The following is a 19,481-nucleotide window of genomic DNA, read 5'->3' as shown; positions in this document are numbered from 1 at the left end:
AATCCCACTTAGCACACTTTGAGTAGTGCTGTTAGATCACTCAACTGGAGTTTCGATATAAAAGATTCTTTTTTCCGATTGTTAAACACATATTCGACCTTGCTCATCAATTAGAAGTTCTCCGTGCTCTTTATGAAACGGCTTTTTGGGTTTATTCTCCAGCAGGTCAAGAACAGCCTCGCTTGGTCGGCAAAGCTTGACGCCTTTTTGTGTGCAGACAATCGGACGGTTCACGAGAACTGGGTGGTCTAGCATGCAGGCTATGATATGCTCCTCGCATAAACCTTCTTTCAGTAGACCCAACTCCTTGGCAGGTGATTTCGTTTTACGAAGAGCTTCACTCGGTTTTAAGCCCGCCGCGGCTAGTAAGGCCTGAAGCTGAGAGCGTGTCCAGCCTTCATTCAAATAGTCCACAACAACTGGCTCGTATCCAGCAGCCCGAATAATTCCCAAAACATTACGAGACGTACCGCAATCGGGATTATGATGGATGACAATCATCTCGTCTATCTTTCTATATTGTCGGGAATTCCGAGCGTATTCCGCGGGACATTATACGGCTTTATTATAACGATAACTGACAGTCCATTTTGTTCAACTCGTATCAAAGCCTAAAAAGAAGTAGAGCATGTTCCTTGGGCCAGAGCGAAACGCTGATCGATTAGCCTTTTCGTGTCAATCATAGGGGATGAACTGTGTGATAATCTGACTTCTAGGGGGCTTGAATTTTAGCGTCTCACTTTGCCGCAATGACAAGCATAAACAGCCAGACGAAACTCTAGAGCAACCCAATTAACTAAATCTACGTTGGGGATGTTTAACCGATAACCGAGCGTCCTAAAATCGCCTCAAGTCAGACGCTAACTATGGTCCGCTTTCGGGGACATGCGAACGTTACTCTGTGTCGTCCTGTGGGCAAGTTGCGCCGTTCGATTATTGACGATGAGTCGTGATTATGTCGCTATCAACTAAACCATCACGCGTGGGTTCATAATCCCGTCCGGGTCCATCGCGGCCTTCACGCGCCGGAGTAGCGCCATCTTCACTGGATCGGCGCGTTTGGCGAGGGTCTCGCGTTTCATAATGCCGATGCCATGTTCGGCGCTGATCGAGCCGCCGAGACTGTCGACAATGTCGAAAATAGCTTCGCTTATATCGTCCCAATGGGCGAGGAACGCGTCGCGATTGGCGGCGAGGTTGGCGCTGGCGGGTTGGGCGATGTTGTAATGGATATTGCCGTCGCCGAAATGGCCGAACCCAACCGGGCGGCAGCCGGGGACGATGCGTTGGACGGTTGCGTTAGCGCGGGTGAAGAAGTCGGCGATCCGGTCGATCGGCACGGTGATGTCTTGTTTGATCGATCCGCCGAGGAATTTCTGGCCCGCGCTCATATGTTCACGGATCGCGCCGAGAGCGCGAAATTGTGTGTCAGATTGCGCGAGCACCGCATCTCGGACCAGTCCCGAGGCCATCGCCTTTTCTAACAGTGGCATAACCAGAGCCTCTCCGGCCTCAGCATTGTCGACTTCGAAATCAGCGAGGACATACCACGGGTGGACCGCTGTGAACGGATCGCGGTCGGTCTCGAAATTATCGGTGACAGCGGCAAAGCCAATGCGCGGCATGACCTCGAACATCGCCAGCGCGGGTCCGCGTAATTGCGTGAGCAGGGCGACCGCATCTGTGACTGAGGCTACGGCCATCATCACCCGCGTGACGTGGCCCGGTTGCGCGAACAGTTTCAGCGTCGCCGCCGTGATGATGCCGAGTGTCCCTTCTGCGCCGAGGAACAAGCGCGACAAGTCATAGCCCGTATTATTTTTGTGTAAGGACGTCAGCCCGTTGAAGATTTGCCCATCGGCGAGCACGGCTTCGACCCCAAAGACAAGGTCTTTAGTTGTGCCGTATTTCAACACATGATTGCCGCCGGCATTGGTCGACAGCACGCCGCCGACGGTGCAGCTGCCCTCGGATGATAGGGTCAACGGGAACTTGCGGTTGGCGGCTGTGGCGGCGTCTTGCACCGTCTGGAGTGTCGCGCCAGCCTCGACCGTGATCGCGTCCGCGACGGGGTTGACCTCGCGGATTTTTGTCATGCGTTTGAGGCTCAGGAGCACTTCGCCTTGGGGGGTCTGTCCGCCGACAAGACCCGTATTACCGCCTTGCGGCACAATCGACAGGCCATGGTCTGCGCAAATTTTAACCGCTGTTGCGACGTCCGCGGTTGAGCTGGGCATCAGCAAAATCGGCGTCGTGCCGAAATATTTTTCGCGCCATTCGACCAGATGGGGGGCGATCATATCCGCGTCTTGCGTCCATGCCTTGGCGGGCAGGGCCGCTTTCAGTGCGTTAATTCCGGGTGAGGTCATGGGACCGTTCTAACGGCCCAGAGCGGCGCGTCGCAAGCGGTCGTTGATGGCAATGCCCAGCCCTGTGTTAGGAATCGGCGCGACCGCAAGGCGCACATGCGGGCCGTCTAGGTCGCGCAGGAGGCGGTAGAGGTTGCGTGCCGCCTCTGACAGGTCGCCGGATTGCGACAAGCTCGGCTCACGATAGGCCGGGCCAAACCCTATCAGCGTTTCGCCGTCACTGGCTTTGTTGGCGTTGAGGCGTAGCGAGGCTTGGGGCGCATAGTGCCGCGCGAGCATACCCGGAGAGGCGAGCGGACCCTCAGGGTTTGGCTGCGCGAGCGGCCCAGTGATGGCGGCGATGACATCTTCGGCGATGGCGCCGCTTCGCAATAAGATCGCGCCGCCTGCGTCAACGCGGATTACGGTTGATTCCAGCCCGCGCGCACAGGCCCCGCCGTCAATAATGAGGGGAATGCGGTCGCCCAGATCGGCCGCGACATGGGCGGCTGTGGTGGGGCTAACATGTCCTGACAGGTTCGCGCTGGGCATCACTAAGGGACCCGACCACCCCGCCGCGATTAATCCGGCGCGCCACGGCGCATCGGGACAGCGCAGCGCAATCGTGTCGAGACCCGCAGACGCGCGTTCGGCGAGATCGCTGTCGCGGCGTGGCAGAACCAGCGTCAGCGGCCCCGGCCAGAATTGCGCCATCAACTCAGTCGCGAGAGCAGGGATCACCGCGTAGCGCGCGGCGTGTTCTGGGGCGAGGAGATGGGTAATCAGTGGGTTATTCGACGGTCGGCCTTTCGCATTATAGATTGCGGCGATCGCGGCGTCGGATTTTGCATCCCCCGCGAGGCCGTAGACTGTCTCTGTCGGCAGGGCGACAAGCCCGCCCGCCTGCAGCGTTTTCGCGGCGCGCGCATAGGCATCGGGGCCTGCTGTCATCACTTTTGCGCTCATTGGGCCTAACTAGCCATCCTGACTGCGTATTGACAGTTGAAAGCGACGACGCAGCTTGTCATTGGCAGGTCCATATGTCCGTCAAAAGTTCACACATTGCTGATGCGCGCTCCGTTCCTTCGGATCGACCGTCTTGGCTGTCCCGTTTGTGGGCTGAATTGCGGTTCTTTGCTAAACTGGCCGCTGTCATGTTGGCGGTGCTGACGTTGGTCTGGGGCCATTACAAAATTCCGTCTGAATCGATGCAGCCGACGTTGGAAGTGGGCGATCATATTTATGTCTCAAAGTTTGCCTATGGCTACTCGCGGCACTCGCTCCCGCTCGGCTTACATAATTTGCCGTTGCCGGAAGGGCGTATCTTTGCGCGGCTGCCGCAACGCAGCGATATCGTTGTTTTTCGCAATCCCAATAATGGCACAGTGATGATCAAGCGTACTGTCGGCCTTCCCGGCGATGAGGTTCAAGTGTTGGGCGGTCAGCTTTATCTCAATGGATCAATCGTTCCGCGCGAAGCGTTGGGCGACTTCCTTTACCGCACGCGCGACACATTCCGCACGGTATCTGGGGCCACAGAATATTTGGAGAGCTTGCCCGGGGATAGTGCACCTCACGCGATTTTTGAACATCGCGATAATGCGCCACTGGATAACACGGATATTTTCATCGTGCCGCAGGGGCATGTGTTTTTCATGGGCGATAATCGTGATCGATCCACCGATTCGCGCGTGAACCGTGTCGACCCGTTTGGACGCATTTTGTCAGAAAGTGACTTCGGACCCGGTTTTGTGCCGATCAATAATTTGATTGGCCGAGCCGACATGTTGATGTTTTCTTTTAATCGCTGCGACCGATCAGAAGGTCTGCGCTGTCCCGCTGTGGACCGGGCTCCGTCTCGATTATGAGTTCCCCGTCCGTTGATACGATTATTCTGGTGCGTCACGGCAAACCTGCTCTGTCGCGTAAGATACGCCTGACATGGCGTGAATTTCGAGATTGGTGGATCCGCTATGATGAGGGCGGAATTAAACCGGGACAAACTCCCCCGAAAAAAGTGGTCCAATGGGCAAAGGACGCGGATATTATTTTGTCATCTCCGCTGCGCCGGGCGGTCGAAAGCGTCGAGCTTGCCGCGGGCCGCAGCCCGGACATGACCTTGCCGGGGTTGGTCGAGGCCGCTTTGCCGTCACCGCCGCTGGGCCCCTTGAAACTCCGCCCCAAAAGCTGGGGCACGGTGGCGCGTATCCTTTGGTATCTCGGGTATAGCGACGGAATGGAAAGTCACACCGAGGCGCGCGATCGCGCCAATTCTGTCTGCATCCAGCTAGAGGACTGTGCGTCCTCAGGCCGAACGGTCTATGTCTCGGGTCATGGATGGTTTAACCGCATGATTAAAGGCAGCCTGATGGCGCGGGGTTGGCGCTGTAAAAGCCAGAATGGCGATTTACACTGGAGCCGACGCCGCATGGTCAGGCCCACCCGCAATACTGAACTAGAACAAGGGGACGCCGCGTGAGCGACACACCGATCAAAAGTCTCAGCTTTGAGGACGCGCTAAGCGAGCTCGAACTTATTGTGCAACAGCTTGAGCGCGGCGATGCGCCGCTCGAAGAGAGCATCGCCATCTATCAACGCGGCGCGAAGCTAAAAGCCCATTGCGAGGGCAAGCTGAAAGATGCGCAGTTGAAAGTCGAAAAAATCGTCCTCGCCCCAGATGGCAGCGCGAGTACAGAAAGCTTCGACGCTGAATAACGTGCTGCATAAGACGTCACTCGAAACCTCATATCGTGACCATTTGCGCGTTACGGCGGATGCGGTCGAGGCGGCGCTGGATCGGGTGTTGCCTGCTCCCACCGGCCACCATGCCGTCGTAGCTGAGGCGATGCGCTATGCCGCGTTAGGCGGTGGTAAGCGGCTGCGACCTTTCTTGGTTCTAGAAACAGCGCGGATGTTGGGCGGGGATATGGACCACGCCATGACGGTTGGGTGCGCGCTCGAATGCCTCCATGTTTACAGCCTCGTGCACGATGATTTGCCCTGTATGGACGATGATGATCTGCGCCGAGGTAAGCCAACGGTGCATAGACGCTATGATGAAGCGATTGCTGTTCTGGCGGGCGATGGATTGCTGACACATGCGTTTGAACTGATGGCCAGCGAGGGCGCGCATATTGATCCCGCTATCAGGGCGCGGCTTGTCCTAGAATTAGCCCGCGCCAGCGGCACGAACGGCATGATCGGCGGACAGGTTGTTGATATCACTGTGGCGGAAAACGAACGGGATACGGCGCTGATCACACAGTTGCAGGCCATGAAAACGGGGGCTTTGATCCGCTTTGCGACCAAGGCTGGCGGATTGATTTCGGGCGCGCAGCCGCATGATATAGCGGCGCTTGATCGCTATTCAGACGCACTTGGGTTGGCGTTTCAAATTCGCGACGATATCTTGGATGTGGAAGGCGACGCCGCGTTGGTTGGCAAAGCCGTGGGCAAGGACGCAGACCTTGGAAAGGCCACATTCGTGTCGCTCTTGGGCCTTGATGGCGCGAAAGAGAAAGCGCGACAACTTGGCGAGACGGCGCGGGCTGCTCTTGCACCCTATGGGGAAAAGGCGCAGGCTTTAGTAGGGACCGTAGACTTTGTTTTAGAGCGCCAACATTAGGCGCACAGTTAAGCGTCACATTTGGCGCGCATTGGATTTGATTTAATGGTCGATACGCCACTTTTGGACACCGTCACATTGCCGGCTGACACGCGCACGTTTACGCGCGATCAGATCAAGCAACTCGCTAATGAAGTTCGTAGTGAAGTGATTGATGCGGTGTCGGTTACGGGCGGACATCTCGGCGCGGGCCTTGGCGTGGTCGAGCTGACGGTCGCGATCCACCATGTTTTCAATACGCCGGATGACAAGCTGATCTGGGACGTGGGCCACCAATGCTATCCGCATAAAGTGCTGACCGGACGTCGGGAGCGCATGCGCACGATTCGTAAAGGCGGCGGCCTGTCCGGCTTCACTAAACGCGCTGAGAGCGAATATGACCCGTTTGGCGCCGCGCATAGTTCGACCTCGATCAGTGCGGGCATGGGCTTTGCCGTCGCGCGCGATCTGGATGGCCGCAACAATAATGTGATTTCCGTCATTGGTGACGGCTCGATTACAGCGGGCATGGCCTATGAGGCGATGAATAATGCGGGCGCATCGGATAGCCGCCAGATCGTTATTCTCAATGATAATGACATGTCCATCGCTCCGCCCGTTGGCGCGATGAGCCACTTGCTCTCCCGCACGGTCAGCTCCGGCGGCTACCAAGCCTTGCGCGGCGCTGCCAAACGGATCGTCAAAGACGCACCGCGACCGATTAAAAACACGGCGAAAAAAGCCGAAGAATATACCCGTGGCATGTTTATGGGCGGAACTTGGTTCGAAGAATTGGGCTTTCAATATGTCGGTCCCGTCGATGGTCATGACCTTGACGCATTGATTCCTGTTTTGGAAAATGTGCGCGATATGAAGACCGGTCCGGTGCTCATCCATGTCGTCACGCAAAAAGGCAAAGGCTACGCGCCAGCTGAGAACTCAGCCGATAAATATCACGGTGTCTCGAAGTTTAACGTGGTCACGGGCGAGCAATCCAAGTCGATCCCGAACGCGCCGAGCTACACCAAAGTTTTTGCCAACAGCCTGATCCACGAAGCCCGCAAAGACGATAAAGTGGTGGGCATCACGGCGGCGATGCCGGGCGGCACGGGCATGAAAGAATTCGGCCAAGTATTTCCGGACCGTATGTTTGATGTCGGTATTGCCGAACAACATGCTGTGACGTTTGCAGCCGGTCTTGCGGCGGATGGTTATAAGCCGTTCTGCGCGATTTATTCGACCTTCTTGCAACGGGGTTATGACCAAGTCGTGCATGATGTCTGTATCCAAAACCTGCCAGTCCGTTTCGCGATGGATCGCGCCGGATTGGTAGGTGCCGACGGGCCGACCCACGCGGGCGCATTTGATATCGCCTATCTTGGCTGCTTGCCGAACATGGTGCTCATGGCGGCGGCGGATGAAGCCGATCTGGCCCGTATGGTCGCCACGGCAGCTGCCCGCAATGATGGCCCGACGGCATTTCGTTATGCGCGCGGCGAAGCGACAGGGATTGAAATTCCCGAAGACCCGCAACCGCTCGAAATCGGCAAAGGTCGGATCATTCGCGAAGGCTCGCAAGTGGCGATTTACTCTTACGGAACGCGTCTGGGAGAAGCCCTGTTGGCGGCGGAACGGCTTGATAGTCACGGCTTGTCGACCACAGTCGCGGACGCGCGGTTTGCAAAGCCGCTCGATAGCGAGTTACTGCACCGTCTGGCGCGTGAGCACGACGTCCTGATCACCATCGAAGAAGGTTCCGTCGGCGGATTTGGCGCGTTTTGCTTGCATGACCTCTCTGCCTCTGGCGCGCTGGATTCAGGTGTTAAAATTCGCACGATGGTCCTACCGGACACATTCATTGATCAGGACACGCCGGAGCTGATGTATAAGCAAGCCGGTCTCGATGCCGACGCAATTGTCGAGCGTGTGTTTGCCGCGCTAGGACGCGAGCAGGCGGCAGTGCGGGCTTAGTTAAGCCTCAGCACGTGATCGAGAAGTTCCCGATACTGCTAAAAATCCCGTTTAAGACGCGACCTTCATTGAAGGCGAGATCGCATAGGGATAAGAACAGAACCCCGATGAAAACGGCATAAGCCCAACCGACATAGGCGTTAAAAATAATCGTTGTGATCCAGTCCTGTCCGAACACATACCAATAAATCATCAAGACCACAGAGACGAACGCCACTGCGCCTAATTTCACCAAAATAGGCATAAAACGCGGCTTTTTGACCGTCAGCGCAATGATGAATAGAAACACGACCAAATTACTGAAGGACACGATCAATAAGTCCCGATGTAGCGCGCGAACGGTAGCGTCGTAACGGTCCTTGGCGAACGCCTGCAACGTTGTCGCGCCGCCGAGATACCGCTCTGACGTGGCGGTGATCAGGCTGCGCACAGTGCTTTGAATCTCGTCGCGGCGTTCGCAATCAAGGGAACAGGCGCTGGCCAAGACATTCGCCACAAACACATCGACTTTGGCATCCAGAGCCGCTTTCATGGTTTCACTGCGCTGGGTAAACCGGTCCGCTAATCGGGCCTGAAGGTCGCTATCGCCAAGCGTGTCGGGCAATGTGATGCCTTTGGATTGCGCAAATTCAGTCGTTTCAGATTTGACGATTTCGACGGCGAATTCTTTTAACCGGGTTTCGAAGCGCGCCGGGTCTGTCGACAAAAGGATCAAGAAGAATAGGAAGACTGCCGCGCCAAGGGCTGAGGCACAGAGTAATAGTTTTCGAGCTATGTCCATGGGCTGAGTTTGCCCGTTTGAAGGGTGTGACGCAACTCCCTCTTATGCTCAGTTCTGGGGCCAGCCAAAGCCATGCGTCAAGCGCATGACACGGCGGATTCGCTATTGGCGGAGCTTGGCAACAAACGCCTCGAGATGGTTCTGATACCCATCCAGATCGGCCCGACGAATAAGCCTAAAACAGAATGAACCCCTGAATTCTGGCCGTCCCCTGACTATAAGTTCACTTAAGACGACTTGCATAAGATATGTATACATAATAAATACATTGCATGATCGGTAAAGACAAAGACTTGCTGGGATCCTTGATCCATGATGTGGCACATCTTTTGCGGCTCGATATTGACGACCGATTGAAGGTCCATAACCTGACACGGGTCAAATGGTTGGCGCTTGGTGTGATCCAAGACAACCCGCATATCAGTCAATCGAGTTTAGCCACGAACCTAGAACTGGGTAACGCCACGGTTGGGCGTTTGGTCGATCGTTTGGTCGAACGCGGTTTCGTGGACCGGGACAATGATCCCAATGACCGCAGATCCTATTTGCTGAGCTTAACGCCTTTGGCGGAGACGACCATTGACGATCTTAGCGATGTCCCAGACGCCTTACGGGATGATGCGCTCAGTGGAATTTCTCAAGACGATAGAACCAGATTGAGCGGTAGCCTGGTTGAGATGAAAACCAATCTCAAAGAAAGACTGGCCGCTTTGGTGGGCGGGCTAATCATGATTGATCACGCTGTTCCCGCCCTGTTTCAAGACACCATTACGATGGCTGCTTCGATTTAAACTGAGGACTCTATCATGGATTTACAGACGCTTATTACAGAGAATAGCCTGACGCTTGTCTCTTGTGTTCCGTCAAATTTTATAGACGAAGCGATTGAGACCATGGTCACGGGAAAGAAGAATGCCGTGGCTGTTGTCGACTCGGATGGCAGGATCGCTGGCATATTGACGGACCACGATATTATGCGGGCGATATATGGCCAACAGGACAATGCCGGCACGGTTTATAGTGAGCATGTCTCAAAGTGGATGACAGCGACTGTCGTGACGGCGCCGCCTGAGACGTCAATGTCGGCATCCTTGGATTTGATGGGCAAACATCATATCCGCCACCTCGTCGTTGCGCAGGAGGGTAAACCTGTTGCCATTGTCAGCATCCGCGACATTTTGCGGAAACTCCACGATGAAAAAGCGCTCGAAAACAGCATTCTTCGTGACATTGCCATTGCGGCGCGCGCGTCCTTCGCGGCCTAAGTCGATACTCATATTTCCAACAAGTCTCATTACCCCCCTCAAAACAATCCCATTTTGAGGGGGGTAAAGGAGTTCTCAAACTAAAAGGATTAAACATGAAAGCGGTTTTTGGGGCGATCGTTAATACGATTTTTCTGGTCGCGATTTTAGCGCCCGTGTGCATGACCATCATATGGCTTTTGATGAGTGGGCTTCATGCCCCGAAACCCATCCTTTATTCTGGGGAAGCCTTAATGCTTATCCCGATCGCCATTTTTACAAGACTATTGTTCAAATCAGCTTTAAAAATTGAACGTGAGCTGAAAGGCGATACAGCCCTGTAATCCATCAGAGACGTTGTATTGAGCGTCTATATTTCTGGGCTGATCCGTGTAGTCAGCCCCATGCGCGCTGATCTCTACCTCGTTGAACATGGTCATTTTGACAGTCGCGCGCGGGCGCAAGCGGCGATAAAGGCCGGTTTGGTCAAGGTCGGCGGACGCGTGCTCAAGAAACCTTCGGCGAATATTCCGGACGGGGCAAAGGTCACGTCCGGCGATGTTCACCCGTATGTTTCGCGCGGCGGGATGAAGCTGGCCCATGCGCTGGACGTATTCAATGTTGATCCCGCCGGACGAATTTGCCTCGATGTGGGCAGCTCAACAGGCGGGTTTACCGATGTGTTGCTGCGGCGCGGTGCGACGCGGGTCTACGCCGTTGATGTCGGACGCGATCAGCTTCACCCCAGTCTGCGCGATCATAAGCAGGTCATCTCGATGGAAGGCCAAGACGCGCGCGCGCTCAGCCCGATCCAGTTCCCGGAAATGCTCGACCTGATGGTGTGCGACGCCAGCTTTATCGCGCTGTCGAAAGTGTTGGGTGTGCCCTTATCACTGAGCCGTGAGGCCGTGATGTTGGTCAAACCGCAGTTTGAGGTCGGACGCGATAATATCGGTCGCGGCGGGATTGTGAAGGACGGCGCAGAAGAGGCGTTAGAGGCCGTCAAAGTCTGGTTGCGCGGTGAGGGGTGGCAGACCGTGTCGACAGTCGACAGCCCGATTGAGGGCGGGTCTGGAAATTCAGAATATCTGCTGCATGCGGTGCGCCTGCAAACTGTGCATCAGGGCGCGTCGTCCTGATCATCCTCTTTTTCAGAGCGGCTCACCATGAACACGAGGACTAAGGTCGCGATCGCGAGGCCGAGGCTGACATAATCGACGCTGCCGCCCGTCATGCCGCGGCGGATCGACATCCCGATAAGGAAGATCGCGAAGATGACAAATAGAGGACGGATGAGCGCTTTCATATCCGGCCCACTGTAAACGCAAAACGCACGGATGAACAGACCGTGCCGCTTGAAGGCGCGAGGTCATACGGTTATGGCCAGCGCGACTTACCATTGCCGGAAATTTCCCATGCACGACTACCGTAGCCATACTTGCAACGAACTTCGCTCTGATCATGTGGGCGAAACCGCCCGCCTATCCGGCTGGGTCCACCGTAAACGCGAACACGCCAACGCCTTGTTTATCGATTTGCGCGACCATTACGGCCTTACACAAGTCGTGATCTACCCGACCGCCGATTTTTACGAGACCGCTAAACGCGTGACCGCCGAGAGTGTCATCACCGTCACTGGTGACGTTTTGGCCCGCGATGCGGACGCCAAGAACGCTGAAATCGAGACAGGCGATATCGAAGTCCGCGCGATGGAATTCATCGTCGAGAGCGCCGCCGATCCGTTGCCGCTCCCTGTCTTTGGTGAGCCGGACTATCCTGAGGATATCCGCCTGACGCACCGCTATCTCGATTTACGTCGTGAAACTTTGCACAAGAACATCCTGCTCCGTGGGCAAGTCGTCAACTCGTTGCGAAGCCGCATGATTGATCAAGGCTTCACGGAGTTTCAAACCCCGATCTTGACCGCCAGCTCGCCCGAAGGCGCGCGCGATTTCCTTGTCCCATCGCGTCTGAATCCCGGTAAATTTTACGCGCTGCCGCAAGCGCCGCAGCAGTTCAAACAGTTGATCATGGTCGCGGGCTTTGATCGTTACTTCCAAATCGCGCCGTGTTTCCGCGACGAAGACGCGCGCGCCGATCGCTCGCCGGGTGAGTTCTATCAACTCGATGTCGAGATGAGCTTCGTGACGCAAGAAGACGTATTCTCCGCGATTGAGCCTGTCATGGCGGGCGTGTTCGAGGAATTCGCCGACGGTCGTACGGTCGAGACGCCGTTCCCGCGTATTCCTTATTTGGAGTCGATGGAGAAATACGGCACGGACAAGCCGGACCTGCGTATTCCGTTTGAGCTATCCGATGTATCAGAGTTCTTCACGGACGAGTCCAAGACGGGTTTCGGCATTTTCGCCAAGATCACAAAGGGCGGCGGCAAGGTTATCGCTATTCCCGCCCCTGGCGCCACAGACAGTCAAAGCCGAAAATTCTTCGATAGTCTCGACAAGTGGGCCAAGAAGGAAATGCAGGCGCCCGGACTTGGCTATGCGCGTCTTCGCGAAGAAGACGGTAAAGTTGTCAGTCCGGATCCGGCGCTCAAGAATTTCGATCCCGATCACTTGGCGGCGTTGCTGGGCCATATGGGCCTAAAGGCCGGGGACGGCGTGTTCTTCTCTGCTGGCAAACCGCTCGACGCGGCCAAATTGGCGGGGCATGCCCGTAATAAGGTTGCCGCAGACCTCGACCTCATCGAAGACGGCATTTTCAAGTTCTGTTGGATCGTCGATTTCCCGATGTATGAATGGGACGAAGACGCCAAAAAGGTCGAATTCAGCCACAACCCATTCTCTATGCCACAAGGCGGCATGGCCGCCTTGCAAGCGGCTGATACGGTCGAAAAACAACTGGATCTGCTGGCGTGGCAATATGACATCGTTTGTAACGGCGTTGAGCTGAGCTCTGGCGCGATCCGGAACCACAAGCCGGAAATTATGTACAAAGCGTTTGAGCTGGCCGGCTACACCAAAGACGTCGTCGACACCGAATTTGCGGGCATGATCAATGCGTTTAAATACGGCGCCCCGCCACACGGCGGTATCGCACCAGGTGTTGACCGGATCGTCATGTTGCTCGCGGGCGTGGACACAATCCGCGACGTCATCTTGTTCCCGATGAACGGTCAGGCGCAAGATTTGATGATGAACGCACCCGCCGAAGTGGATGCGGCGTTGTTGAAAGAACTGCACCTGAAATTAGTGCCGGTTGATAAAGACACGTAGGCGGTCTTTCTTAAATGCGCATAAAAAAAGCCGCCCTGTGAGGCGGCTTTTTCGTGGGGGTATTGTTTTGGGCTCTAACGTCGCATGGCCTCACGCGACTGCGTCAAATCGCGGTGAACGCGTTGCAACCGTTTACGCGTTGGGGCGTCTGTTTGCACAGCCAGTAAAGTTTCAACATCCAGTATAGCGCGGTCCAATCCTTGTATGGCGGACTTCATTTCGCGCGGATGGTGCGGGGGATGCGGGCGCGGTGCGGCGCTCATCGCGCCGTCGCAATAGCCGAGGCTTAAACCGTCCGGCAAGCGGGTGTTCATGTTCCCGCAGGCCGTGTCCAATTGGACTTGGGTGAGGCCGACCACGTGGGTGAGATCGGCATCAGAGAAATTTGTATCCTTGAGTGTGGCGTTTTCAAAATTGGCAAAGCCGAAGCGAACACCCGTGAATTGTCCGGCGTCCAATGTCGCGTCTGTCAGATCGATATTATCAAGCCGGGCGCGATCGAAATTAGAGCGGGTGAAATCAGCCGATGTAGCCGACGCGCCAATCAAATTGGCCGATTGAAAATCATCATCGCGAAACACGCCGCGCGCCATTTCTGCGCGGTGCAGATTGGCTTGGCGCATTGATGAGTGGGACAGGTTCGCTTCTGTTAACGTTGCGTCTTCCAAGACCGCGCCGCGCATGATGACTTGTTCGCCCGTGACACCATAGAGCATCGCCTTGCGGAAATGCGCGCCGGTCAGGTCCGATCCATGCAGCTTACCGCCGGACAGGTTGGAATTATTGAAGAGCGACCCGGAGAAATTGGCATTTTTGAGTGTCATGCCATTCATCCGTTTGCCCGATAAATCGCATTGCGCGCAGGACGAGGATGAGGCGACGATCCGTGTGTCGACGCGCAACTGCGCGGCTGCCGATACAGGCAGAGACAGCAGTGCGACGCCGAGCAGGGACACTGTAGCTGGATGGGAGTAATAGCTCACGACCGTGTTATGATCACATGTCGCGTGGGCTACTACTTACGGAGTCGTAAGGAACCAGTATTTTGGCAGTGATGGTTATTGGGCTGTTAAAGGTCTCTACATGCCACATTCCCGTCACCAATCCGCTTTACGCGCCAAGCTACGGCGGGCATAAGGCTTGCGAACCCGAAACGGACACGACTCATATGCAATTCTTTGCCCGCATCTTTACTTGGTGGAACGGCGCGACGCCGGGGACATTTCTGTCGGTCAAACGCAACTTTACAAAAGTTGGTGAAGACGCGTTTGGCAATAGCTATCACGAAGCCAAAAAAGCCAGCCCGGAATATGAAGGCCGCACGCGCCGCTGGGTGATCTATAAAGGCTACGCCGATCCGACAACAATCGCGGCTGAATGGCATGGTTGGTTGCACCATACCTATGATGAGAAGCCCGACGAGCTAAAAATTAAACGCCACGATTGGCAGCTTCCGCACAAACCCAATATGACCGGTACGCCGATGGCGTATAAGCCCAAAGGGTCACTGGATCGCGGCGCAAAGCGGGACCAGGTTGCTGCGGATTATGAAGCCTGGACGCCCGGTGATTAGGACAACGTCACTGATGCGTCGCCTGCTGACCCTTTCCGCCATTCTAGCGCTCCCGGTTATGGTGAGCGCGGCCACGGTGGAGCCTAATTTGATGGGCGAGGCGGTGCAGCTGCGGGCGCTCGACAAAGTCACAGCGCGAACTTTTGATTATACTGTGCCGATCGGCGAGAGCCTCGATTTTGGTAGCCTGACAATCCACGCGAAACATTGCGAAAAAACCCCGCCGACGTCTTTGCCTGAAACCTATGCTTTCTTGCAGGTCGATGATCGCCGCCTGATGGAAGATGGTAGCGAAGATGCCGAGGGCGAGCGGTTGTTCTCTGGCTGGATGTATGGCTCGCGGCCAGCCGTGTCTGCGCTGGATCACCGGGTCTATGATATTTGGGTAATTGGCTGCGTTGTGCCTGTTGGGCTAAACGAGCTGCGCCGATCTGATGATTATACGCCGGACCGTTTGTAACGATCCTGCGTCTCCCGCGAGGGGCGGTAATATGACAACACCTCCTAACCCCGATCGATCCTCCACACGACAAGGCGCGCTGACGGACCTCAAGGTCATTGAATGCGCACAGCTGATCGCGGGGCCGTTCTGTGGGCAATTGCTGGCGGATCATGGTGCGCAGGTCATCAAAGTCGAACAACCCGGCATTGGCGATCCAATGCGGACGTGGGGCCGCGCGGGCTATCCGCTGTCATGGGAAATTTTGGGCCGCAACAAAGATAGCGTGTTTTTGAACCTGCGCGAGCCCGCCGGGCAGGCGGCGCTGAAGGCGATTGTCGCGGATGCCGACATATTGATCGAAAACTTCCGCCCCGGCACGATGGAAAAATGGGGTCTGGGCTATGATGTGCTGTCCGCGCTCAACCCCGGTCTGATCATGGTGCGCGTGTCGGGTTATGGCCAGACGGGGCCTTACGCCAAACGCGCGGGCTATGCGTCTGTCGGTGAAGCCATGGGCGGGCTGCGCGCGTTGATTGGGGATCCGGATCGCAAGCCTGCGCGGGCAGGCATTAGCCTCGGTGACAGCCTTGCGGGGATGTTCGCGATGATGGGCGCGCTGACCGCGCTGCATCACCGCGAGCGGACGGGTGAAGGGCAGGTGGTCGACGCCAGCATCTATGAGTCTGTGCTGGCGCTGATGGAAGCAACCATTCCCGAACACGCGATTGAGAATTTTGTGCGCCAGCGCACGGGCAGCTATCTACCCGGTATTGCGCCCTCCAATATCTATGACTGCGCCGATGGGCAGGTCGTGATTGGCGCGAACCAAGACACCGTGTTTGGACGGCTTGCGGACGCCATGGGCGCGCCAGAACTGGCGACTGATCCGCGCTATGCCGACCATGTGGCGCGCGGGGCGAACCAAGCGGAACTGGACGCGCGAATTACCGACTGGACGTCAGCGCATAGGGCGGACGAGGTTCAAAGGGTGATGGACGCTCACGGTGTCCCGTGCAGCAAACTCTACCGTGCCGCCGATATGCTCGCCGATCCGCACTACGCCGCGCGCGACGCGGTCATAACGGTGGAAAGCGACCGCTACGGCCTAGTGCCGATGCAAGGTGTATTCCCGAAACTCAGCAAGACACCCGGCTCTGTGCGCCATGCGGGTAAGGCGATGCCGGAGGATGACCTCAAGACGTAGCTTACACCTTATCGCCGCTCATCCCGACTTATCGCCGCTCATCCCGACGAAAGTCGGGATCCAGCTCAAATTGCATACTGGCGCTAGCCTGGATCCCGACTTTCGTCGGGATGAGCGGAAGCTTTATTGCGCGTCTAGTGCTTCTACCGCCACGGCATCACGCGGCGTGATCTCGCCATCACCGTAGAAATATTTCCAACTACGGAGACACTTCTTCGCATCCGTCTCTTTCAAATCAGCGACTGACATCGCGTCACCGAGGGCGGCAGAGGACACAATGAGGTAGTCGGCCAGTGTGTCGGTGGGCTCGGCTGGGATGGCGTAGTCATTGGCGATCACAATGCCCAATGCGAACAGCGCATCGTCTAGTCCGGCGTCCGGCACTGTGACGTCGGCTTCAAGGCTCGACTTGATCACTTTCTCTCGGCGCAGGGGTTCAATGGTCTCATTGACTAATTCCCGCGCGGTGCGGACTTTGGCCATTTGCGCGAACAAGGCCGCGTCCTTCCAACTCTCCGGACAATCCCGGAACGTTTCCAAATGCACAGACGTCCCCGGACGGCGGGCTTGCCACACTTCTTCCATCGTGAAGCACAAGATCGGCGCGAGCCATGTGGTCAGGCGCTCGAATAGCGCGTTCATGACCGTGAGGCAGGCCCGTCGGCGTGTGCTGTCGAGTGGATCACAATAAAGCGCATCCTTGCGAATATCGAAGTAAAAAGCGGAGAGATCATTGGTGCAGAAATTAAACAGTTTCGAGAAAATCGTGCGGTGATCATGGTCGCGGACCAGCGCTTCATGCTCGCTGCCCAGTTCATGCAAACGGTGCAACACCCAGCGTTCCAGCGCGGGCATGTCGTCATAGGCGACCTCTTCGCTGTCGTCATAGCCGTCGAGCGCACCGATCATATAGCGCAGCGTGTTGCGCAATTTGCGGTAGCTATCAGTGTTGGTTTTGATGACTTCGTCCGAGATGCGAATTTCTTCGGTGACGTCGGAACTGGCGACCCAGAGGCGGACGATATCCGCGCCGAATTTCTTGATCAGGTCTTCAGGCGCCATGACATTGCCGAGGCTCTTGGACATTTTTAGGCCCTTGGCGTCGACCACGAAACCGTGCGTGAGGATGCCCTTATAGGGTGCTTCGCTGTAAACCGCACAGCTCTCCATCAGCGAGGATTGGAACCAGCCGCGGTGTTGGTCGGACCCCTCCATATACAGGTCGGCGCGGTCGGGTAGGTCGTCACGTTGTTTGAGGCAGAACGCATGGGTGCAGCCACTATCAAACCAGACGTCGAGAATATCTGTGACCTTGGTCCAGCCCGCATTATTATCGGGCATGAGGTCGTCCAGCGGGGTTTCGAACCAGCCATCCACGCCCTGATGATAGACCGCCTCTAAGATGCGCGCATTGATCGCGTCGGCGTCGGATCGTTCTGTATGCAGCTCGCCATTCGGGCCAACGATCAGCGTGATCGGCACGCCCCAATTGCGCTGGCGAGAGATCAGCCAGTCAGGACGATCCCGCACCATCGCGCCGATGCGGTTGCGCCCGCGATCCGGCCAAAATTGCGTCTTGTCGATCTCGGCTAGCGCTTTGTCGCGCAGGCCCTCTTTGGACATGCTGATAAACCATTGCGGCGTGGCGCGGCGGATGACGGGGGCTTTGGAGCGCCATGAGTGCGCGTCGCGTAGCGTCATCGGCGCGCGGGCCAGCAGATTGCCGGACTCGACGAGGGCTTTGATCACCTCGCCATTGGCCTTGCCGTCTTGCCCGCGTTTCTTGCCCGATGTGCGGATCACGTCGAGGCCTTGGAAGCGCTCCGGCATGACATCCGTGTAGCAACCCTTATCGTCAAGCGTCATGGGGACAGCGGGGTCGATGCCAAGGCTGACCAGCTTATCGCCATTGCTCATCCAGACCATATAGTCGTCCTCGCCGTGGGACGGCGCGGTGTGGACGAAGCCCGTGCCGGCGTCGGCGGTGACGTGGTCGCCTTTGAGCATGGGGACGGGGAAGTTAAAGTCATCGCCCTTACGCAAAGGATGGTCGAGAACCATTTGTCCCAAGTCGGCAGCATTAATTTCAAACAAGCGTTTACCCGATCTGATAAAGCTCGATTTTGAAACCGTTTCCCACAAATCGTCGGCCACAATCAACTTGTCGCCGATATTTTGTCCTAATGTAAATTCAACATCTTCCAACTCTTCGATTTCGTAAAGTCCGTACCTGATAGACTGTGAATAGGAGACGGCTCTATTCGCAGGGATAGTCCAAGGCGTCGTCGTCCAAATAACGACCGAATAGTCTTTCTCGTTCAAGGCATTTTGTTTTGCAATCGTAGGTGAAATATCAGCGCCATCGCCTACGACCACGATGTTTGGAGTGTCTTTTCGAACAGGAAATCGAACATAAATCTGGCTGACCTTGCGGTCCGCATACTCGACTTCCGCTTCGGCCAAAGCCGTCTGTTCCACCGGGCTCCACATGATCGGCTTTGAGCCGCGATAGAGCTGGCCGGATTGGGCGATCTTGAGCAGTTCGCCGCAGATCACGGCTTCACTCTCGAACCGCATGGTCAAATAGGGGTTTTCCCAATCGCCGACGACGCCGAGGCGTTGAAACTCGTCGCTTTGCACGTCGACCCATTGTTTCGCATATTCACGACAGCGGGCGCGAAATTCGGACGGTTTGACGTCATCTTTGGACTTACCCTTGGCGCGGAATTCTTCTTCGACTTTCCATTCAATCGGCAGGCCGTGGCAATCCCAACCGGGCACATAATTGGCGTTCAGGCCGAGCATTTGGTGGCTGCGGTTGATCAGGTCTTTGAGGATTTTATTGAGCGCCGTGCCCATATGGATGTGGCCGTTGGCGTAGGGCGGGCCGTCATGCAACGTGTAGCTCTCGCGGCCTTCGCTTTGTTCGCGTAGCGTTTGGTAAAGCTTCTGCTCATTCCAAAATTCAATCCACTTGGGTTCAGCCTTCGGCAGGCCAGCGCGCATCGGAAAATCCGTCTTGGGCAGGAACAGTGTGTCGCGATAGTCGCGGGGCTCGGGTGTGGAGGGCGCAGTGGTCAT

20 protein-coding genes are annotated in these 19,481 nt (G+C 56.2%); 13 read left to right on the top strand and 7 right to left on the bottom strand.

Translation table 11 applies throughout. The features are described 5' to 3' along the window. Positions 1–81: 81 nt before the first annotated feature. The 3 genes from arsC to IE105_RS07900 all read right to left on the bottom strand — a co-directional run bounded on the left by arsC (position 82) and on the right by IE105_RS07900 (position 3,299). Complete coding sequence (gene arsC, locus IE105_RS07910; RefSeq protein ID WP_189497174.1) at positions 82–501, bottom strand: arsenate reductase (glutaredoxin); 420 nt, start codon at positions 499–501, stop codon at positions 82–84. Between the two features lie 467 nt (positions 502–968). After that, on the bottom strand, positions 969–2,369 hold the full coding sequence (locus IE105_RS07905; RefSeq protein ID WP_189497172.1) for an FAD-binding oxidoreductase: 1,401 nt from the start codon (positions 2,367–2,369) through the stop codon (positions 969–971). A gap of 9 nt (positions 2,370–2,378) precedes the next feature. After that, on the bottom strand, positions 2,379–3,299 hold the full coding sequence (locus IE105_RS07900; protein WP_233354068.1) for an L-threonylcarbamoyladenylate synthase: 921 nt from the start codon (positions 3,297–3,299) through the stop codon (positions 2,379–2,381). Positions 3,300–3,388: 89 nt separating this feature from the next. Between IE105_RS07900 and lepB the strand changes: the two genes are divergently transcribed. From lepB to dxs, 5 genes are read left to right on the top strand one after another with little or no spacing between them, the layout of a single operon-like run. Beyond that, the gene (lepB, locus tag IE105_RS07895) at positions 3,389–4,216 is read left to right on the top strand and encodes a signal peptidase I (protein WP_189497168.1); all 828 of its coding nucleotides are present in this window, start codon (positions 3,389–3,391) and stop codon (positions 4,214–4,216) included. Continuing rightward, complete coding sequence (locus IE105_RS07890; RefSeq protein ID WP_189497166.1) at positions 4,213–4,827, top strand: histidine phosphatase family protein; 615 nt, start codon at positions 4,213–4,215, stop codon at positions 4,825–4,827. The genes lepB and IE105_RS07890 overlap by 4 nt, the downstream gene beginning before the upstream one ends. After that, positions 4,824–5,063: an exodeoxyribonuclease VII small subunit gene (locus tag IE105_RS07885; RefSeq protein ID WP_189497164.1), complete on the top strand. Its 240-nt coding sequence runs from the start codon at positions 4,824–4,826 to the stop codon at positions 5,061–5,063. The genes IE105_RS07890 and IE105_RS07885 overlap by 4 nt, the downstream gene beginning before the upstream one ends. A 1-nt stretch (position 5,064) precedes the next feature. After that, entirely contained in the window at positions 5,065–5,973 is a 909-nt protein-coding gene (locus tag IE105_RS07880) for a polyprenyl synthetase family protein (protein ID WP_233354051.1), read from the top strand. Between the two features lie 45 nt (positions 5,974–6,018). Next, on the top strand, positions 6,019–7,923 hold the full coding sequence (gene dxs, locus IE105_RS07875) for a 1-deoxy-D-xylulose-5-phosphate synthase (protein ID WP_189497311.1): 1,905 nt from the start codon (positions 6,019–6,021) through the stop codon (positions 7,921–7,923). 7 nt (positions 7,924–7,930) lie between these two features. Here dxs and IE105_RS07870 read toward each other — a convergent pair whose 3' ends face one another. Further along, a complete protein-coding gene (locus IE105_RS07870) occupies positions 7,931–8,704 on the bottom strand; it encodes a hypothetical protein (RefSeq protein WP_189497160.1) in 774 nt (257 codons plus the stop codon). Positions 8,705–8,976: 272 nt separating this feature from the next. On the opposite strand from IE105_RS07870, the gene IE105_RS07865 reads away from it, so the two are divergent. The 4 genes from IE105_RS07865 (at position 8,977) to IE105_RS07850 (ending at position 11,087) form a co-directional block, all read left to right on the top strand. Beyond that, positions 8,977–9,495 carry a MarR family winged helix-turn-helix transcriptional regulator gene (locus IE105_RS07865; RefSeq protein ID WP_189497158.1) on the top strand — a complete coding sequence of 173 codons (519 nt, stop codon included), beginning with the start codon at positions 8,977–8,979 and terminating at the stop codon, positions 9,493–9,495. Between the two features lie 15 nt (positions 9,496–9,510). After that, a complete protein-coding gene (locus tag IE105_RS07860) occupies positions 9,511–9,969 on the top strand; it encodes a CBS domain-containing protein (protein ID WP_189497156.1) in 459 nt (152 codons plus the stop codon). 95 nt (positions 9,970–10,064) lie between these two features. After that, a complete protein-coding gene (locus IE105_RS07855; protein ID WP_189497154.1) occupies positions 10,065–10,292 on the top strand; it encodes a hypothetical protein in 228 nt (75 codons plus the stop codon). Positions 10,293–10,310: 18 nt separating this feature from the next. After that, complete coding sequence (locus IE105_RS07850; RefSeq protein WP_233354049.1) at positions 10,311–11,087, top strand: TlyA family RNA methyltransferase; 777 nt, start codon at positions 10,311–10,313, stop codon at positions 11,085–11,087. Here the strand turns inward: IE105_RS07850 and IE105_RS07845 are convergent. Then, complete coding sequence (locus IE105_RS07845; protein WP_189497152.1) at positions 11,069–11,254, bottom strand: hypothetical protein; 186 nt, start codon at positions 11,252–11,254, stop codon at positions 11,069–11,071. The genes IE105_RS07850 and IE105_RS07845 overlap by 19 nt on opposite strands. 109 nt (positions 11,255–11,363) lie before the next feature. On the opposite strand from IE105_RS07845, the gene aspS reads away from it, so the two are divergent. Next, the gene (aspS, locus tag IE105_RS07840) at positions 11,364–13,181 is read left to right on the top strand and encodes an aspartate--tRNA ligase (protein ID WP_189497150.1); all 1,818 of its coding nucleotides are present in this window, start codon (positions 11,364–11,366) and stop codon (positions 13,179–13,181) included. Between the two features lie 74 nt (positions 13,182–13,255). Here aspS and IE105_RS07835 read toward each other — a convergent pair whose 3' ends face one another. After that, positions 13,256–14,164: a pentapeptide repeat-containing protein gene (locus tag IE105_RS07835; RefSeq protein WP_189497149.1), complete on the bottom strand. Its 909-nt coding sequence runs from the start codon at positions 14,162–14,164 to the stop codon at positions 13,256–13,258. Positions 14,165–14,349: 185 nt separating this feature from the next. Here IE105_RS07835 and IE105_RS07830 point away from each other — a divergent pair, with 185 nt between their 5' ends. The 3 genes from IE105_RS07830 to IE105_RS07820 are packed head-to-tail and all read left to right on the top strand — an operon-like array spanning position 14,350 to position 16,400. Continuing rightward, positions 14,350–14,754: an NADH:ubiquinone oxidoreductase subunit NDUFA12 gene (locus tag IE105_RS07830; RefSeq protein WP_189497308.1), complete on the top strand. Its 405-nt coding sequence runs from the start codon at positions 14,350–14,352 to the stop codon at positions 14,752–14,754. A gap of 13 nt (positions 14,755–14,767) precedes the next feature. Then, on the top strand, positions 14,768–15,214 hold the full coding sequence (locus IE105_RS07825) for a DUF2155 domain-containing protein (RefSeq protein WP_233354048.1): 447 nt from the start codon (positions 14,768–14,770) through the stop codon (positions 15,212–15,214). 31 nt (positions 15,215–15,245) lie between these two features. Next, positions 15,246–16,400, top strand: a complete 1,155-nt coding sequence (locus IE105_RS07820) for a CaiB/BaiF CoA transferase family protein (RefSeq protein ID WP_189497145.1) — start codon at positions 15,246–15,248, stop codon at positions 16,398–16,400. 123 nt (positions 16,401–16,523) lie between these two features. Here IE105_RS07820 and ileS read toward each other — a convergent pair whose 3' ends face one another. Further along, positions 16,524–19,481 carry an isoleucine--tRNA ligase gene (ileS, locus tag IE105_RS07815; RefSeq protein ID WP_189497143.1) on the bottom strand — a complete coding sequence of 986 codons (2,958 nt, stop codon included), beginning with the start codon at positions 19,479–19,481 and terminating at the stop codon, positions 16,524–16,526.

The sequence above is a fragment of the Algimonas arctica genome, from assembly GCF_014652695.1.
GTDB lineage: Bacteria > Pseudomonadota > Alphaproteobacteria > Caulobacterales > Maricaulaceae > Litorimonas > Litorimonas arctica.
This window is presented reverse-complemented; position numbering and strand designations above follow the sequence as displayed.

Coding starts and splice junctions, on each gene's coding strand:
- arsC (WP_189497174.1), bottom strand. CDS start 501: ATGATTGTCATCCATCATAATCCCGATTGCGGTACGTCTCGTAATGTT.
- IE105_RS07905 (WP_189497172.1), bottom strand. CDS start 2,369: ATGACCTCACCCGGAATTAACGCACTGAAAGCGGCCCTGCCCGCCAAG.
- IE105_RS07900 (WP_233354068.1), bottom strand. CDS start 3,299: ATGACAGCAGGCCCCGATGCCTATGCGCGCGCCGCGAAAACGCTGCAG.
- lepB (WP_189497168.1), top strand. CDS start 3,389: ATGTCCGTCAAAAGTTCACACATTGCTGATGCGCGCTCCGTTCCTTCG.
- IE105_RS07890 (WP_189497166.1), top strand. CDS start 4,213: ATGAGTTCCCCGTCCGTTGATACGATTATTCTGGTGCGTCACGGCAAA.
- dxs (WP_189497311.1), top strand. CDS start 6,019: ATGGTCGATACGCCACTTTTGGACACCGTCACATTGCCGGCTGACACG.
- IE105_RS07870 (WP_189497160.1), bottom strand. CDS start 8,704: ATGGACATAGCTCGAAAACTATTACTCTGTGCCTCAGCCCTTGGCGCG.
- IE105_RS07865 (WP_189497158.1), top strand. CDS start 8,977: ATGATCGGTAAAGACAAAGACTTGCTGGGATCCTTGATCCATGATGTG.
- IE105_RS07860 (WP_189497156.1), top strand. CDS start 9,511: ATGGATTTACAGACGCTTATTACAGAGAATAGCCTGACGCTTGTCTCT.
- IE105_RS07855 (WP_189497154.1), top strand. CDS start 10,065: ATGAAAGCGGTTTTTGGGGCGATCGTTAATACGATTTTTCTGGTCGCG.
- IE105_RS07845 (WP_189497152.1), bottom strand. CDS start 11,254: ATGAAAGCGCTCATCCGTCCTCTATTTGTCATCTTCGCGATCTTCCTT.
- aspS (WP_189497150.1), top strand. CDS start 11,364: ATGCACGACTACCGTAGCCATACTTGCAACGAACTTCGCTCTGATCAT.
- IE105_RS07830 (WP_189497308.1), top strand. CDS start 14,350: ATGCAATTCTTTGCCCGCATCTTTACTTGGTGGAACGGCGCGACGCCG.
- IE105_RS07825 (WP_233354048.1), top strand. CDS start 14,768: ATGCGTCGCCTGCTGACCCTTTCCGCCATTCTAGCGCTCCCGGTTATG.
- IE105_RS07820 (WP_189497145.1), top strand. CDS start 15,246: ATGACAACACCTCCTAACCCCGATCGATCCTCCACACGACAAGGCGCG.
- ileS (WP_189497143.1), bottom strand. CDS start 19,481: ATGACCACTGCGCCCTCCACACCCGAGCCCCGCGACTATCGCGACACA.